The sequence below is a fragment of the Flavobacterium sp. XS2P24 genome (assembly GCF_030010285.1).
GTDB classification, from domain to species: Bacteria; Bacteroidota; Bacteroidia; order Flavobacteriales; family Flavobacteriaceae; genus Flavobacterium; species Flavobacterium algoritolerans.
This window is the reverse complement of record NZ_JASCRU010000001.1, coordinates 388654-402764: the sequence shown is the minus strand read 5'-3', so window position 1 is coordinate 402764 and position 14111 is coordinate 388654. Positions and strand designations below refer to the sequence as shown.

The following is a 14111-nucleotide window of genomic DNA, read 5'->3' as shown; positions in this document are numbered from 1 at the left end:
TCTATTATAACAACGAAAGAATTAAATCAAATTTAAACAAAATGAGCCCGATAAAATATCGAGCTCATTATTATCAAAATTAATTATAAATTTGTCTAACTTTTTGGGTGCAGTCTACAATTGTTAGGCCTTTTTTATTTTAAACAACTTCATATCCTGCATACGCTTCTTCAATCTCATTCAAAGCAGCAAATAATTCTTCAGGACGATCCAGCGTTACTAATTTTTGTTTGTAAGGTTTAAAAGAATGAATTCCTTTAAAATAATTGGTATAATGAGGGCGCGTTTCAACAATTCCTAGTCTTTCGCCTTTCCATTCCATTGCCCATGTGAGGTGATTTCTGACAGCTTCAACCCTATCAATAACTGTAGGTTTTGGCAAATGTTCTCCTGTTTTGAAATAATGTTTGATTTCATTAAAAATCCAAGGATAACCAATAGCAGCGCGACCAATCATGATTCCGTCGATACCATATTCATTTTTGTATTGTAATGCTTTTTCCGGAGAATCGATATCGCCGTTACCAAAAATTGGCATTGTGATTCTTGGGTTATTTTTTACTCGGGCAATGTGCGACCAGTCGGAATGACCTTTATACATTTGGGCACGGGTTCTGGCGTGGATGCTTAAAGCGGCTACACCAATATCTTGCAAACGCTCCGCAACCTCATCAATATTAATGGAATTATCGTCCCAACCCAAACGCGTTTTTACGGTTACCGGCAAATGGGTACTATCAATTACAGCCTGAGTCAAACGAATCATTAAATCTACATCTTTCAAAACACCTGCACCGGCGCCTTTGCAAACGACTTTCTTAACGGGACAACCAAAATTAATATCTATTAAATCTGGGTTTACTGCGGAAACAATTTTGGAGGACATGGCCATTGCTTCTTCGTCACCACCAAAAATTTGGATTCCAACTGGTCGTTCGTAATCGAAGATGTCTAATTTCATTCGGCTTTTGATAGCGTCACGAATTAATCCTTCGGAAGAAATAAATTCCGAATACATTAAATCAGCACCATGAGCTTTACACAATCTGCGGAAAGGCGGATCGCTCACATCTTCCATAGGTGCGAGAAGTAAAGGGAATTCGGGTAATATTATGTTGCCAATCTTGACCATCAATTTATTTTTTTGCAAAGATAGTTAAGAAAGTTCGGTTATAAAATTGCTACTAATCAAAAGTTGTGGCAAATAAACGCTATTTAGAAAATTAAAGCCTAAACAAATAATTTTTATGAAAAATTCAATCTCATGAATAACAATCATTTAAAATTAATAATTATTTTTACGAAAACTTAGTAATGCTTTTTCAATTTGGGTTTTATAGTTCGGTTTTACTTATTTCTTTTACACAAGGAATAATTTATAGTGTTTTGTTACTTGCAAAAGCAGTTAAGACTGAAAACAAATCTAATTATTGGTTAAGTATTTTTGTATTTCTTTGTTCTCTTTATATTGCACCTTGGATGCTTGGTTTTGCTGGCTGGTACGACAATCAACCTTATAGAGATTTATTATTTTATACGCCTTTTCAGCATTTGCTTTTTGTTGGTCCGATTATCTTTTTTTACACGCAAAGTCTTTTAAATCCATCTTTCAAATTTTCAAAAAAAAAATCACTTCATTTACTTCCTGGGGGTTTTTACCTTATCTATATTGTAGCCATTTGGATTTATGATAAGTTCATTTTAGGCGAAAATTATTTCTATAAAAACGGAATGGACAAGGATTTTGACGAATGGTATCAAAAGCTGGGTTTACTTTCTATGATTGTTTATTTTATTTTGAGTATCCGATATTATAATGTGTACAAAAAACTAATGTTTCAAGTAGTTAGTTATGCCGATTCTATTTTATTTAAATGGGTAAAAACCTATCTGATGGCTTTTTTAATTATGCTTCTTTTACCAATTTTTTTTGATATTATAGGCATTTTATATCCCGAAATAAAATCCTATCAAGGCAGTTGGTGGTTTTTTCTTTTCTTTTCAATTATTATGTATTATATAGCAATTACTGGATATTCAAATCCTATAAATGCTACAATACCATTTAAGATGTCTTTTTTTAATAAAAATCCGATGTTATTATTGAATGAAAATCCAACTAATGAAACCGAAAATTGTATTGACATTCAACACGAAACATTTGAAGAATCAAATTCGCCAGAAATTGAATACTGGAAATCTAAAATTGAAACCTTAATTCAAGAGGAGAAATGGTATCAAAATTCTGAATTGACACTTCTAGATTTGGCAAAAAAATTAGGAACAAATGTTTCTGTAATTTCCAAAACTATCAATCAAGGTTTCCAAATGAATTTTAATGATTGTATTAATAGCTACCGAATTGAAGCTGTGAAAAATAGTCTTGTGGGTGGTGAACATAAAAATTCTACCTTGTTAGGAATAGCCTTTGATAGTGGATTTAACTCAAAAGCCACTTTCAACCGAGCTTTCAAAAAAAATACTGGAAAAACGCCAAAAGAATATATCGAAACGATTTAACTTACTAATCTACAATACTTACCAAATACAAAATAGTTAGTCTCAAATCATAATTTGAAGCGATTAGCTGTAATTTATAGCGCAATTTTGCCCTGTTATTAATCCTTTAAAAACAGCAACATGAAAACAATCATTGCAATTTTCGCTATTTTATTTATTACCACTTCCTGTGGTATTATTGGCTCTTTGAATTCTAATACCTCGATTAAGCCTAAAGAAAGTTTTGTTCTTGGCAACAATAAGCACGGTTCTTTTAAAACCCATTTAAAAAATGAAGGCGTAACGATATTAAAAGTATATCAAGCACCAATTGATGGCGGAACGCATTCTCCAGTTTTAATAAACCCGCAAGAATCAGTAACGGTTAAAACCGAAAAAAATACCGCTTTAATTATAGAAAACACAGGAGGTGAATATGCTTCTGTAAGTTTAAAAGTAAAAGGCGATTTAAACTTAGGCATGACATACAAGAACTAATGCAGATTTCAATATTGGAATCCATTTTTAAAAATCAAATTATTATGAAACTGACAATCAAAATCACAAAACCAATTTTGTTGCCACATTGGTCACAAGATTTATGTATCACTATTCCGCGAATCGTTTGTGGCTATCTACTCGCATTTAACTTTGGGGCTGCAAAATTTGGAATGCCTTGGTCGCCAACCGATGCTAATTTAGGATTTTTTGAAGTCGCTTTTTGGTTTCCAAATGATGTTGCTCACTATGGTGGAATTTTTGCAATTACTCCGGGATTTTTTGCTTGGATGGGTGCCTTTTCAGAAGCCATTGGCGGATTATTGTTATTGTTTGGATTTCAAACTCGAATTGCTTCTTTTCTTATTATTTGTACTATGCTGGTTGCTATTTTTATGCAACAAATCAACAACGGATTATGGAATTGTCTTGCCGCCATGGGATTTCTTTGGGTAGCAATTTTCTATTTAATTCTAGGCTCAGGAAGATTTGGAATTGATTATCTACTAACTAAAAACAAAATATAATTATGAAAACCCCAGTAGCAATAATCGTATTATTACTTACTTTATTAGTAACAAGTTGCATGCAGAAATCGTATAAAAAGACTATTGTTTTTACTTTGGATACATCCGAATTAAAAAATAGTAAAAAAGTGGGAATAAGAGGAAACGACAAACCTTTATCTTGGGATTATAACACCAAAATGAAAGAGATTAAAAAAGACAGTCTTTATGAAATAGCAGTAACTTTTAAAACTGGATATAAATTTACCGAAGTGAAATTTGTCGTAAATGACACTATTGAATTTAAAGATAAAGACAACAGAAGGATACTATTTTCTGAAAAAGACACCACTTTTTACAATGCAAAATATAATATGAGGTAAAATATAATTTTTTAAAATATCTGAAAATGAATTCCAATTCAACTGTCAAACTTTTACCCTATATTTGCAGATTAAATGCGAAAGCATTAGTAAAATTGACAGATACAGAAGATGAAGCATATTAGAAATTTTTGCATTATTGCACATATTGACCACGGAAAAAGTACGCTTGCTGATAGACTTCTTGGCGCAACACAAACTGTTACCGCTCGTGAAGAAAAAGCGCAATTGCTTGACAACATGGACTTGGAACGTGAACGTGGGATTACAATTAAGAGTCACGCGATTCAGATGGAATACACGTATAAAGGACAAGAATATATCCTGAATTTGATTGATACTCCGGGACACGTGGATTTTTCGTATGAAGTTTCTCGTTCGATTGCAGCTTGTGAAGGCGCACTTTTGATTGTAGATGCAGCGCAAAGTATCCAGGCACAAACGATTTCGAATTTATATTTGGCTCTTGAAAATGACTTGGAAATTATTCCAGTTTTGAATAAAGTAGATTTACCAAGTGCCAATCCCGAAGAAGTAAGCGATGATATAGTGGACTTATTGGGATGCAAATTAGAGGAAATTATTCATGCATCAGGTAAAACTGGTTTGGGTGTAGAAAATATTTTGGCAGCCATTATTGAAAGAATTCCTCCTCCATCAGGAAATGTTGACGAACCTTTACAAGCCTTAATTTTTGACTCGCATTACAATCCGTTTCGAGGAATCGAAGTTATTTTTCGTGTGAAAAATGGACAGATTAAAAAAGGTCAGAAGATAAAATTCATGGCTACCGGAAATGAATATTTTGCAGATGAAATTGGTACTTTGAAATTAAACCAAGTTCCGAAACAAGTTATTTCAGCTGGTGATGTTGGGTATTTGATTTCGGGAATTAAAGAAGCAAAAGAAGTAAAAGTGGGTGATACGCTAACCGATGCGAAAAACCCAACTACCAATATAATTACTGGTTTTGAAGATGTGAAACCAATGGTTTTTGCGGGAATCTATCCTGTAGATACCGAAGATTATGAGGAGTTGAGAAACTCTATGGAAAAACTGCAGTTGAATGATGCTTCGTTAGTATTTTTGCCGGAAAGCTCAGCAGCTTTAGGATTTGGTTTCCGTTGTGGATTCTTGGGAATGTTACACATGGAAATTATTCAGGAGCGCTTGGAGAGAGAGTTTAACATGACTGTGATTACTACCGTTCCCAACGTTTCATATTTAGCTTACACCAAAAAAGATCCTACAACACCGCTTATCGTAAATAATCCTTCGGACTTGCCGGAGCCTTCTCGTTTGGATCATGTTGAAGAACCTTTTATAAAAGCAACTATCATTACCAAATCTGATTATGTTGGAAATGTAATGAGTTTGTGTATCGAAAAACGTGGATTGATTACCAATCAAACATATTTGACTACAGAACGCGTAGAGTTGACTTTTGACATGCCGTTGGCAGAGATTGTATTTGATTTTTACGACCGTTTGAAAACAGTTTCTAAAGGATATGCTTCCTTTGATTATACGCCTATTGGAATGCGAACTTCTAATTTGGTTAAAGTTGATATCTTATTGAACGCGACGATTGTTGATGCTTTGTCATCCTTAATGCATGCCGACAATGCGTATTCTATTGGAAAAAAAATGTGTGAGAAGTTGAAAGAATTAATACCACGTCAGCAATTTGACATTCCTGTTCAAGCAGCAATTGGGGTAAAAGTAATTTCACGTGAAACGATAAAAGCGTTACGTAAAGACGTTACCGCTAAATGTTATGGTGGAGATATTTCCCGTAAACGTAAATTATTAGAAAAACAGAAAAAAGGTAAAAAACGTATGAGACTGGTTGGAAATGTTGAAATTCCACAAGAAGCATTTATGGCTGTTTTGAAATTGAATGATTAATTTTTTTAGAGAACAGAAGAAAGAACAGAGAATAAAGAGAAAACCTGACGATGTAAAAATTGTCAGGTTTTTTTGTTTTTATTTATTCTTCAACCACTCGAACAATCGTTTTGCATCTTCGAATTTAAACAATTGGGTTCCTTCATTCATTGTTGCTGCCGATCCACAGGCAACGCCCCAACGAATAACTTCTTTCAGGCTTTTATTTTGCGAAAGTGCCCAAACCATCCCACCAACCATACTGTCACCGGCACCAACAGTACTTTTTTTGGCTACATTGGGAGCTGGGACAAATTCATAGGAATCTTTGGTAACCAAAACTGCGCCTTGCGGACCAAGTGAAACAACTACGATTTCGGCTCCGCCTTTTGCAATGATTTGTTTTGCAGCTTCGTTTACTTCTTCCAGTTCCAATCGCTCCACACCTATTAATTTTGCCAATTCTCCAACATTGGGTTTGATCATATAAACACCAATTTCTAATGCTTTTTTTAAGGATTCACCAGAGGTGTCCACAATTAACTTAGCATCTGATTTTTTTGCGATTTCAGCAATTTTTTGATAAAAATCTATTGACAAACCTTCATTCAAACTTCCACTGGCTACTAGAAATTTTAGATCAAAATTAGCTATGGTTTCTAATATTCTTTTGCTTTCTTCTTCTAAAATTTTTCCGCCTGTAAATCCAAATCGGTATTGTGAATTGGTATTATCATCCACAGCGACGAAACTTTCTCTCGTCCAAGTTTGGACTTCGATTGCTTTAAATTCAACAGATTCTTTACTAACCAATTCCTCAAGCATTTTACCCATTGGTCCACCTGAAGTAAATACCGCTAAAGATGACCCTCCTAGACGGGAGATTGCCTTAGAAACATTGATTCCTCCTCCTCCCGCATCATAACGTGGTTCATTACATCGTATTTTTTGTTCCGGGACTAAGCCTTTAAAATGCGTGCTCTTATCTAAAGCCGGATTAACTGTAAGCGTAACTATATCAAATGATTTCATCTTTCACAAATTTTACTACTCTAAAGGTCGGATAAAATTCATAAAAATTGGTACAAATCAAGGCGAATATTTCTTCGTATATTTGCAACCTCAAAAACAATTAAAATAATGATTGAAGATAAAAACCCACAACGAACAAGTATTGCTCAATTAGGAGAATTTGGATTGATAGACCATTTGACAAAAAACTTTGAAATCAACCAACCTTCTACTTTAAAGGGAATTGGGGATGATGCTGCCGTTTTGGATTTCAAAGATAAAAAAGTAGTTGTTTCTACAGATTTATTGATAGAAGGCGTACATTTTGATTTGGCTTACATGCCCTTAAAACATTTAGGCTATAAAGCAGTCGTAGTCAATGTTTCCGACATTTGTGCCATGAATGCCAAACCAACGCAAATCACGGTTTCTGTTGCAGTATCCAATCGTTTCCCATTAGAAGCATTAGATGAATTATTTGCAGGAATTACACATGCAGCGCGTGAATATAATGTAGATGTTATAGGTGGCGATACTACGTCATCGCAAAAAGGATTGATCATCAGTATAACTGCTATTGGTGAAGCTGATGAAGAGGAAATCGTGTATAGAAATGGCGCTAAACAAACTGATTTATTAGTGGTTACTGGCGATATCGGAGCTGCTTATATGGGATTACAAGTTTTAGAAAGAGAAAAGCAAGTTTTTCAGGTTAATCCAAATTCACAACCAGATTTAGATGCGTATACCTATTTAATTGAACGTCAATTGAAGCCGGAGGCACGCAAAGATGTCCGCACTTTATTACACGCTTTAGAAATAAAACCAACTTCAATGATTGATATTTCTGATGGATTGTCATCGGAAATTATGCATTTATGCAAACAGTCCAAAGTGGGTTGTAATTTATATGAAGACAAATTACCAATCGATCCAACATTTATTAATGTTTGTGAAGAATTCAATATCGATAGCACAACGGTTGCCATAAATGGCGGAGAAGATTACGAATTACTCTTCACTATTGCCATGGAAGATTTTGAAAAAATCAAAGCAAATCCAAATTTCACTATTATTGGTCACATGACACAAGAAAGTGAAGGCATTCATTTAGTAACTCGTGCCAATACAAAAATTGCTTTAAAAGCCCGTGGCTGGGATGCTTTGACACAATAAAATTTCTTTAAATAAAACAAAAAATGACACTTAATAAGTGTCATTTTTTATTTAAGAAATTTAAAAAAGTAATCCTTTGTTTTTGGCTTCTCGGACTAAGTCGATATCGCTACCTTCTTCTATCTTTAATAGTTCTTTTAATTTTATTTTTCGCCTCTCAATTGCTCCTAATGAAATTGGAATGTATTGAGGAATATCACTTAGCTTAGTTCCTTTAGAAATATGAAATAAAATTTCTTTGTCAAATTGATCAATTTCTATACTATCTACCTCGGATTGGTTTAGCATTTTTAGAACCGACTGACTATAATATTTTTCATTTTTTATAACTTTATCAAAAGCGAAAAGTAATTCATCAAATGTTAAATCATTTTTTATGACCAATCCATTAGGATTTATAGTTTTGATAATGGTTTTTATTTTTAATAATTCTGTATACATTGTAAGCAAAATTATTTTACAGTTTGGCATAAATTCCGATATTAATCTTGCCAAATCCTCCCCTGAATAAATATTTTTTTCTTCATAAGGCGGCATACTAATATCTAAAAAGGCAATGTCAAACAACAAAGCATCCGGATTTGTAATAATGCCATAAGCCGATTCACAGTCTTTAGCTTGTGTTATAAAAAACTCAAACTCATTAGGATTATATCTAGTAATTGCATTTTTGTATCCTTCTATAATAAAAGGGTGGTCATCAACGATTAATATATTATTTTTTTTTGTTGATTGGTCAATTATCATTTCTGTATAAGTTTTTTTATTATTCTATTGGGACTGTAATTGTTATAATTGTGCCTTCTCCTTTTTTTGATTTTATATCAACAACTCCATCACATTCATTGGTTCGAAAAAATATATTCTGCAAGCCAATTCCTTTTTTAGCTGTCTTAACATTGAAGCCAACTCCATCATCACTCATCATTAAAATGAGATGATCATCTTCTTTTTTAAGTTCAATTTTAATATTATCTGCTGTAGCATATTTATTGACATTTTGAAGTACTTCCTGAAGAATTCGATATAAATTAATTTTGACTGAATTACTTACCAATTCCCATTTTATACCCGAATCAATAATTGAAACTAATTTTGATTTAAATGTCTTTTTTTGATCCTCAAACAGATTGTCAACAATAGCGACGAAGTTATTAATTAATTCTGATTTTTCTCTATTTAAATCATGAGAAATTTCACGAATATCCTGCTCAATACTTTTTAACTCTGTTAAGTAATTATTTCTTTTTTCAACAGCAGTTCCATCATCAATTTTATTTAAGCTGTCTAAGTTAATTCGAACACCAAACATCCTTCCTAAAACTCCATCGTGTAATTCACGAGCGACTCTTTTTTTCTCCTTAATTCTAATCCCTTCAATCGTATTCTGTTGTGAAATCATTAAATTATAGATTTCTTCATTTGCTTTTTGCTGCTGTTGTTTGAATAACAACTCTCTATTTTTAGCTTTTTGAGTTTTAATTACAAATGTAAACAAACCTAACATTGCCAATCCACTGAAAATATAAACTAAATTCCTGTTTTGCTCTGTTAAACTAGTATTCTCCTCTTGTATCTTATCTGTTTCATACTCTATGCGTAAGAATTTCTCCCCCATTTTTCGTTCGCCTTTCTGCAGACTGTCGTTGATATGGATGTATTGTTTGTTATAAACAGCTGCTTTTTTTGGTTCTATCACGGCTAATTGCTTAAGGGAAGCTAAGACATTTCGGGAGTTTTTGGAACTCCGGGCTATTGTAAGAGCTTCCTTGGAATATTGTACCGCTTTTACAGTGTCCTTTCTAGACGCAAAATATTCTGACAGATGGATTTTATTAGTAATAATGCCAGCCGTCAATTGCAAACTATCTCTTAGCTTCAATGATTGATAAAATAGCTCGGGCAGCTCCTCAGATTCACTCAGCTTAAATTTTGAATACGCTAAATTATCCAAAATCATCGCATATAATGATGGCTTATCAATTAATAAATTTTTTTGATCCAGTCCTTGTCGAAAATAAGACATTGCCTGTTTGTGATTGTTCATGTTTTGATAAACAAACCCAAGATTGTTCAATGATGTAGCCTTCGACTGAAATACAGATGGTAATACCTCATTATCTATACTAGCTAAGGCTTTAGTGTGAAATTCTACAGCCCTGTCATATTCTTCCCGTTCATTATATAAAACCCCTAAAAAGTTATAGGAATCGTATAGAATATCATTGGCCTTTTCCCCTTTTATAACACGTAAAGCATTAAATACAGCTATTTCGCTACCCGAAAAATCACTTTCACTGTATTGCAATAGTGCTTTATTTAATCGTGTTTTAGCTAAATTGTAATTATCGTGGCTATACATTTTTTCTGCTTTGGAATAGTATAGGAAAGCACTATCCGAAACAGCTTGAGCACCGTAATAATCTCCCAGATAAGTGTAAGCTTTAGCCATGTTTACACTGTCTTTACTACTTTTTGAATTTTCTAAAACAAGGTGTACAGTTTCTTTGTACCCATTCCAATCATTCATGTTATAATACCGATTGGCAACTCTGAACAAATTCACCTTATTCATCGAATCATTTGGCTGATTAATGATAATGGCAAACGCTTTTTGGTTGTATTCTTGTTTTTTGATAAGTGGTAGAGTATCTTCATTTGCTAGCAAAAGATATGAAGTCAAACTATCCTTTGAAGATACTTCATCAGGATTTACTTTTGTTTTCTTGGTGCAACCAAAAAACACAAACAATATAAAAAAAAATATGTAGTAAATGTTTTTCAATAGGTATTCTTAAATTTTACCAAAAATAGTAAAATAAAACTATTAACATAAAAAAAGGCTATCAAAAATTTGATTGCCTTTTTTTTGAAATATCCTAAATATTAATTTACTTAGTCAACTTTCTTATTTCCTCCTACTGATTGATTACCATTCAAGTCAACTTTCTTATTTCCTCCTACTGATTGATTACCATTCAAATCAACTTTCTTATTTCCTCCTACTGATTGATTACCGTTCAAGTCAACTTTCTTATTTCCTCCTACCGATTGATTACCATTCAGTTCTACAATTGTGTTGTTATCACTTCTAAGTACTTTAGAAGTCTCAGGTGTAGTAAAAGATGTTAATATCATTACTAAAGAGAATAATCCGATTGTTAAGATTGCTTTTTTCATAATTTGGGGTTTTTATGTTGTTGTTTTGTTTTGTCTTATTTTGGAACCACATCTACATGAGATTCTTTTGTAAAACTACAGAGACAACTTCAAAAATTCCTACAAAAAAAGGCATTTATGGTAGAATGTAGCAGTTTGATAGTGAATGACCATCAAATTAAAGTGAATGACTGTTTTTTAAATTTCCAGATAATTTCCATTGGAAAAATCAGAAATAATTAGGTCGATATTTACTTTATATGATTTAGAGAAAGGAAGTTTTACAGCACTGTTTTTAATATAACACACTGAATTCCCACTATGAATCCTAGAAATATAATTACGATTGACTATATAACTGTTATGGATTCTAATAAAAGGAAACGATAAGACGCCTTCAAAATGCTTCAATGTTTTGAAAGCAGTTATCATCTCACCATTATTTAGATATATATCCGTAGAATTATTATCGGCTTGAAAATAGCAAATATCTTTAGCATCAATATATCTGTAATCACCATAGGATTTGATACACAGAATTAGAGGCTGATCTTGATTTTGGATTTCTTGTCTGACTAAAACTGTCGGTTCTTTATCAGCAACTGATGACTGCTCTAAAAAAATTTCTTTCGGAACAATTGATTTGTTTAATTTTAAAACCGATTTTACAACATCTATTCGTGCCAATGGTTTTATTAAATAATCAAAAACCTCATACTTTATAGCATCAAAAGCTAAATCTTTCCTAGCCGTTGTGATGATAATTTTAGGAATTACTTTCAAATATCTGTATAACTCATTAATTAGAGTCAACGACAAATTACTGGCCGGATTAACTGGGTCGATTTCCAAAAAAATTATTTGTGGAGTATGTTCTAATATTAGATTTAAACCCTCTTCATAATTATTAGCCGATGCTACAAAATCAAGTTCTGAAAAACTATCAGCTATGGCTTTAGTTTTCAAAACACTTTCTTGATCGTCGTCAATAATAATGTACGAATAATTCATCAATGGTTTTTCGTGGAATTGTTAGGCATTACATTATACGTCCAAAGTAAAACATACTTCAAATTATTAAGTAACAATGGTAGTTTTGGGAAACTAATTAAACAAAAAATGCTTATTTAACATTCTAAAAATAAGCATTTAACCTTTTTTCCATATATGTTGTTAATATGTTCTTAACAAATGTTGACATGTTAAGATGAAGTGCAAATAAATCCGATAAAGAGCGCAAATCTATCGCGCAAAAGAAACTAATAACTCCGTTTATTCTAATTAATTGCGTATCAAAAAAAATCATTTGATACTATCCTAAAAACAAAAAGCCTTCCTATTCGGAAAGCTTTTCTTATATAAAAATTTTTTAATTACATTTTCATCAACCAATTTTTCATCGAAACTTCATTCTCTATTATTGATTTCAAATCACTAATATTTACACGATCTTGTTTCATCGTATCTCTATGACGAATTGTTACCGTTTGATCTTCTATTGTTTGATGATCGACTGTAATACAAAACGGAGTTCCTAGTGCATCTTGCCTTCTATAACGTCTTCCTACCGCATCTTTTTCATCATAGGCAACATTGAAATCCCAACGCAAATCATCAATGATTTTATGTGCTATTTCTGGCAATCCATCTTTTTTTACTAATGGTAAAATTGCTGCTTTTGTTGGCGCTAAAACTGCTGGTAATTTCAGCACTGTTCTTGTAGATCCATCTTCTAAAGTTTCTTCTTTTAATGAAGTAGCAAAAACAGCTAAAAACATTCTATCCAATCCTACTGAAGTTTCCACTACATAAGGAACGTAATTCTGATTCAATTCGGCATCAAAATACTGTAATTTTCTACCTGAAAATTGTTCATGTGCTTTCAAATCAAAATCAGTTCTTGAGTGAATTCCTTCCAATTCTTTGAACCCAAAAGGGAAATTAAACTCAATATCAGCAGCTGCATTCGCATAATGTGCTAATTTTTCGTGATCGTGAAAACGGTAATTTTCTTTTCCTAAACCAAGTGACAAGTGCCAATTAAGTCTAGCTGTTTTCCAATGTTCGTACCATCTCATTTCATCGCCTGGACGTACAAAAAATTGCATTTCCATTTGTTCAAACTCACGCATACGGAAAATAAATTGTCTCGCAACAATCTCATTTCTGAAGGCTTTTCCAGTTTGTGCAATTCCAAAAGGAACTTTCATTCTTCCTGATTTTTGAACATTCAAGAAGTTAACAAAAATACCTTGAGCTGTTTCCGGACGCAAATATAAATCCATTGCAGAATCCGCTGAAGCTCCAAGTTTTGTTCCAAACATCAAGTTGAATTGACGTACTTCGGTCCAGTTTCTTGAACCTGATTCCGGGCAAGCAATTTCTAATTCTTCAATTAATGCTTTTACATCTTCCAAATCTTCGTTACCAAGAGAGCGAGCCATTCTTTCGAGAATTTCTCTTTCTTTGGCTTTGTACTCCATCACACGGGCATTTGTTGTTACAAATTCCTGTTCGTTGAATGCATCTCCAAAACGAGCACGCGCTTTTTCGATTTCTTTGATTGCTTTTTGATTTAGCTTTTCGGCATAATCTTCAATCAAAACATCCGCTCTATATCTTCTTTTTGAATCTTTGTTATCAATCAATGGATCATTGAAGGCATCTACGTGACCCGATGCTTTCCAGGTCGTTGGATGCATCAATATTGCCGCGTCAAGACCAACAATATTATCGTTCATTTGAACCATTGCTTTCCACCAATATTCGCGTATGTTCTTTTTTAATTCTACTCCGTTTTGTGCATAATCATAGACTGCACTTAAACCATCGTATATTTCGCTTGACGGAAAAATAAATCCGTATTCTTTTGCGTGCGAAACTACATTCTTAAATAAATCTTCTTGTTTTGCCATAATGATGCAAAAATATAAAAAGTGAACTTAAAAAAAAGAAAATTGTTAAAGATTGAAGCATTGATTTGTCTATTTTT

General features: G+C 32.9%; 13 protein-coding genes. 6 read left to right on the top strand and 7 right to left on the bottom strand.

What is annotated here, in order from left to right; translation table 11 throughout:
• Positions 1-139: 139 nt before the first annotated feature.
• Positions 140-1132, bottom strand: coding sequence for a tRNA dihydrouridine synthase DusB (dusB, locus tag QLS31_RS01835; protein ID WP_282742143.1), 993 nt, complete (start codon positions 1130-1132; stop codon positions 140-142).
• A 182-nt stretch (positions 1133-1314) separates the two neighbouring features.
• Between dusB and QLS31_RS01830 the strand changes: the two genes are divergently transcribed.
• The 5 genes from QLS31_RS01830 to lepA all read left to right on the top strand — a co-directional run bounded on the left by QLS31_RS01830 (position 1315) and on the right by lepA (position 5794).
• Positions 1315-2520 carry a helix-turn-helix domain-containing protein gene (locus QLS31_RS01830; RefSeq protein ID WP_282742142.1) on the top strand — a complete coding sequence of 402 codons (1206 nt, stop codon included), beginning with the start codon at positions 1315-1317 and terminating at the stop codon, positions 2518-2520.
• Between the two features lie 120 nt (positions 2521-2640).
• Positions 2641-2997 (top strand): hypothetical protein, encoded by a 357-nt coding sequence (locus QLS31_RS01825; protein ID WP_282742139.1) that lies wholly within the window; start codon positions 2641-2643, stop codon positions 2995-2997.
• Between the two features lie 44 nt (positions 2998-3041).
• On the top strand, positions 3042-3524 hold the full coding sequence (locus QLS31_RS01820; protein ID WP_282742137.1) for a DoxX family protein: 483 nt from the start codon (positions 3042-3044) through the stop codon (positions 3522-3524).
• Positions 3525-3526: 2 nt separating this feature from the next.
• A complete protein-coding gene (locus tag QLS31_RS01815) occupies positions 3527-3886 on the top strand; it encodes a hypothetical protein (RefSeq protein ID WP_282742135.1) in 360 nt (119 codons plus the stop codon).
• A 111-nt stretch (positions 3887-3997) separates the two neighbouring features.
• The gene (gene lepA, locus QLS31_RS01810; protein WP_099714145.1) at positions 3998-5794 is read left to right on the top strand and encodes a translation elongation factor 4; all 1797 of its coding nucleotides are present in this window, start codon (positions 3998-4000) and stop codon (positions 5792-5794) included.
• Positions 5795-5872: 78 nt separating this feature from the next.
• On the opposite strand, the gene QLS31_RS01805 is transcribed toward lepA, so the two are convergent.
• Complete coding sequence (locus tag QLS31_RS01805; RefSeq protein ID WP_282742132.1) at positions 5873-6805, bottom strand: 1-phosphofructokinase family hexose kinase; 933 nt, start codon at positions 6803-6805, stop codon at positions 5873-5875.
• Positions 6806-6913: 108 nt separating this feature from the next.
• Between QLS31_RS01805 and thiL the strand changes: the two genes are divergently transcribed.
• Positions 6914-7960 (top strand): thiamine-phosphate kinase, encoded by a 1047-nt coding sequence (thiL, locus tag QLS31_RS01800; RefSeq protein WP_099714143.1) that lies wholly within the window; start codon positions 6914-6916, stop codon positions 7958-7960.
• A 60-nt stretch (positions 7961-8020) separates the two neighbouring features.
• On the opposite strand, the gene QLS31_RS01795 is transcribed toward thiL, so the two are convergent.
• The 5 genes from QLS31_RS01795 to QLS31_RS01775 all read right to left on the bottom strand — a co-directional run bounded on the left by QLS31_RS01795 (position 8021) and on the right by QLS31_RS01775 (position 14034).
• Positions 8021-8707: a response regulator gene (locus QLS31_RS01795; protein WP_282742130.1), complete on the bottom strand. Its 687-nt coding sequence runs from the start codon at positions 8705-8707 to the stop codon at positions 8021-8023.
• Positions 8708-8726: 19 nt separating this feature from the next.
• On the bottom strand, positions 8727-10490 hold the full coding sequence (locus tag QLS31_RS01790; RefSeq protein WP_282742128.1) for a tetratricopeptide repeat-containing sensor histidine kinase: 1764 nt from the start codon (positions 10488-10490) through the stop codon (positions 8727-8729).
• A gap of 365 nt (positions 10491-10855) precedes the next feature.
• Complete coding sequence (locus QLS31_RS01785; RefSeq protein ID WP_282742126.1) at positions 10856-11140, bottom strand: 3-oxoacyl-ACP reductase; 285 nt, start codon at positions 11138-11140, stop codon at positions 10856-10858.
• Positions 11141-11317: 177 nt separating this feature from the next.
• Positions 11318-12130 (bottom strand): LytTR family DNA-binding domain-containing protein, encoded by an 813-nt coding sequence (locus QLS31_RS01780; protein WP_282742123.1) that lies wholly within the window; start codon positions 12128-12130, stop codon positions 11318-11320.
• Positions 12131-12492: 362 nt separating this feature from the next.
• Positions 12493-14034: a glycine--tRNA ligase gene (locus tag QLS31_RS01775; RefSeq protein ID WP_282742121.1), complete on the bottom strand. Its 1542-nt coding sequence runs from the start codon at positions 14032-14034 to the stop codon at positions 12493-12495.
• Positions 14035-14111 lie beyond the last annotated feature (77 nt).